The following is a 1,569-nucleotide window of genomic DNA, read 5'->3' on the forward strand; positions in this document are numbered from 1 at the left end:
CGCCATGAACTCCGGATTCTGCTTCACCAACGCGACCTTCAGCTTTTCCATGGCGCGGGCCTCGATCTGGCGGACGCGTTCCTTGGAGATGCCGAGGGTTTCGCCGAGCGCTTCCAGCGTCGCGCCCTCGTCGTTAAGCCGGCGTTCCTCGATGATCCTCAACTCCCGTGCGTTGAGCGCGCGAAGCGCCTCCCTCAGCCAGAGCGAGCGGCGCGCGACATCGATCTTGTCGCCGACGATCTCGTCGGGCAGCGGATCGTCCGAGACCAGGAATTCCATGCGCTCGGTCGAACCCGCATCGTCGGCAACCGGCATGTTGAGTGAGGAGTCGGGAGCCGACAGCCGCGAATCCATCATCGCCACGTCGGCTTCGGAGACGCCGAGTGCTTCCGATACTTCGCGATAGAGCGTTGCGTTTGACAGTGGCTCGGCGCCATTCGCCAGCCGCGCGCGCAGGCGTCGCAGGTTGAAGAACAGCGCCTTCTGCGCCGAGCTGGTGCCGCCACGCACGATCGACCAGTTGCGCAGGATATAGTCCTGCATCGAGGCCCGGATCCACCATGTCGCATAGGTCGAGAACCGCACCTCGCGCTCCGGCTCGAAGCGGGCGGCGGCCTCGAGCAGTCCGACATGACCCTCCTGGACCAGGTCGCCGAGCGGCAGGCCGTAATGGCGGAATTTGGAGGCCATGGAAATGACCAGCCGCATATGCGCGACGGTGATGCTGTGCAGCGCGTTCTGGTCGTTGTCCTCTTTCCAGAGCAATGCAAGCCGATGCTCTTCGTCACGCTCGAGGTAGGGAGCCTTCATCGCCGCGCGGACCATGATCCGTCCTGCCGTGTCTTCCATCATGAGGCGCTCCCTGGGTGGTGCGGATGACTTTGCAAACTTGGCTGGCGCCTGGGTTGAAATGGCGGCGTCGTGCCCTAGAACAGCCAGAACTGCCATGCGCGGGAAAGGTTCCGCGACCGTGGCTGCGGGTATGTGTTGCCTGGCGGACTCCGGGGACTACCCGCGATAGCCGTGATGTCGGCTGGAAAGCGCCAGTTTGAGTATCTGATTTCAGAAACTGATTGTTTTTGGAATTCTGTTCCTTATTTTTTCGACTTGCATCTGTCAGTTTCCAGCGCTCACAATATGCCGGTCGGCCGGCCAAGGACGGGATCACAGAAAAATGAAATGGCTCAAGTCGCTCATCATCGCCGGAACGCTGCAGGCCTTGGCTGTCACCGCAGGCCATGCCGGCGCCAATCTCGACCAGATCAAGCAGGCCGGGGTCATCAAGGTCGGCACGGAAGGCACTTATGCGCCATTCACCTATCATGACACTTCGGGCGCACTGGTCGGCTTCGACGTCGAAATCGCCAAGGCGATCGCCGACAAGCTCGGCGTCAAGGTCGAATTCCTCGAAGGCAAGTGGGACGGGCTGATCGCCGGCCTCGACGCCAATCGCTATGACGCCGTCATCAACGAGGTCGGCATCACCGATGCCCGCAAGGCCAAGTACGACTTCTCCGATCCTTACATCGCCTCCAAGGCGGTGCTGATCGTGCGCGGCGACAACACAGA

General features: G+C 61.6%; 2 protein-coding genes. One reads left to right on the forward strand and one right to left on the reverse strand.

The genetic code is table 11. The annotated features are described in order from the left end of the window. Nucleotides 1-852: RNA polymerase factor sigma-32 (locus EN969_RS30445; RefSeq protein WP_127419699.1), on the reverse strand; the 852-nt coding region annotated here is incomplete at its 3' end. A 322-nt stretch (nucleotides 853-1,174) separates the two neighbouring features. Here EN969_RS30445 and EN969_RS30450 point away from each other — a divergent pair. After that, a partial coding sequence (locus EN969_RS30450; protein WP_127419700.1) for a transporter substrate-binding domain-containing protein occupies nucleotides 1,175-1,569 on the forward strand: 395 nt, incomplete at its 3' end.

This window comes from Mesorhizobium sp. M7A.F.Ca.CA.003.01.2.1, from assembly GCF_003998945.1.
Classification (GTDB): Bacteria; Pseudomonadota; Alphaproteobacteria; order Rhizobiales; family Rhizobiaceae; genus Mesorhizobium; species Mesorhizobium ciceri.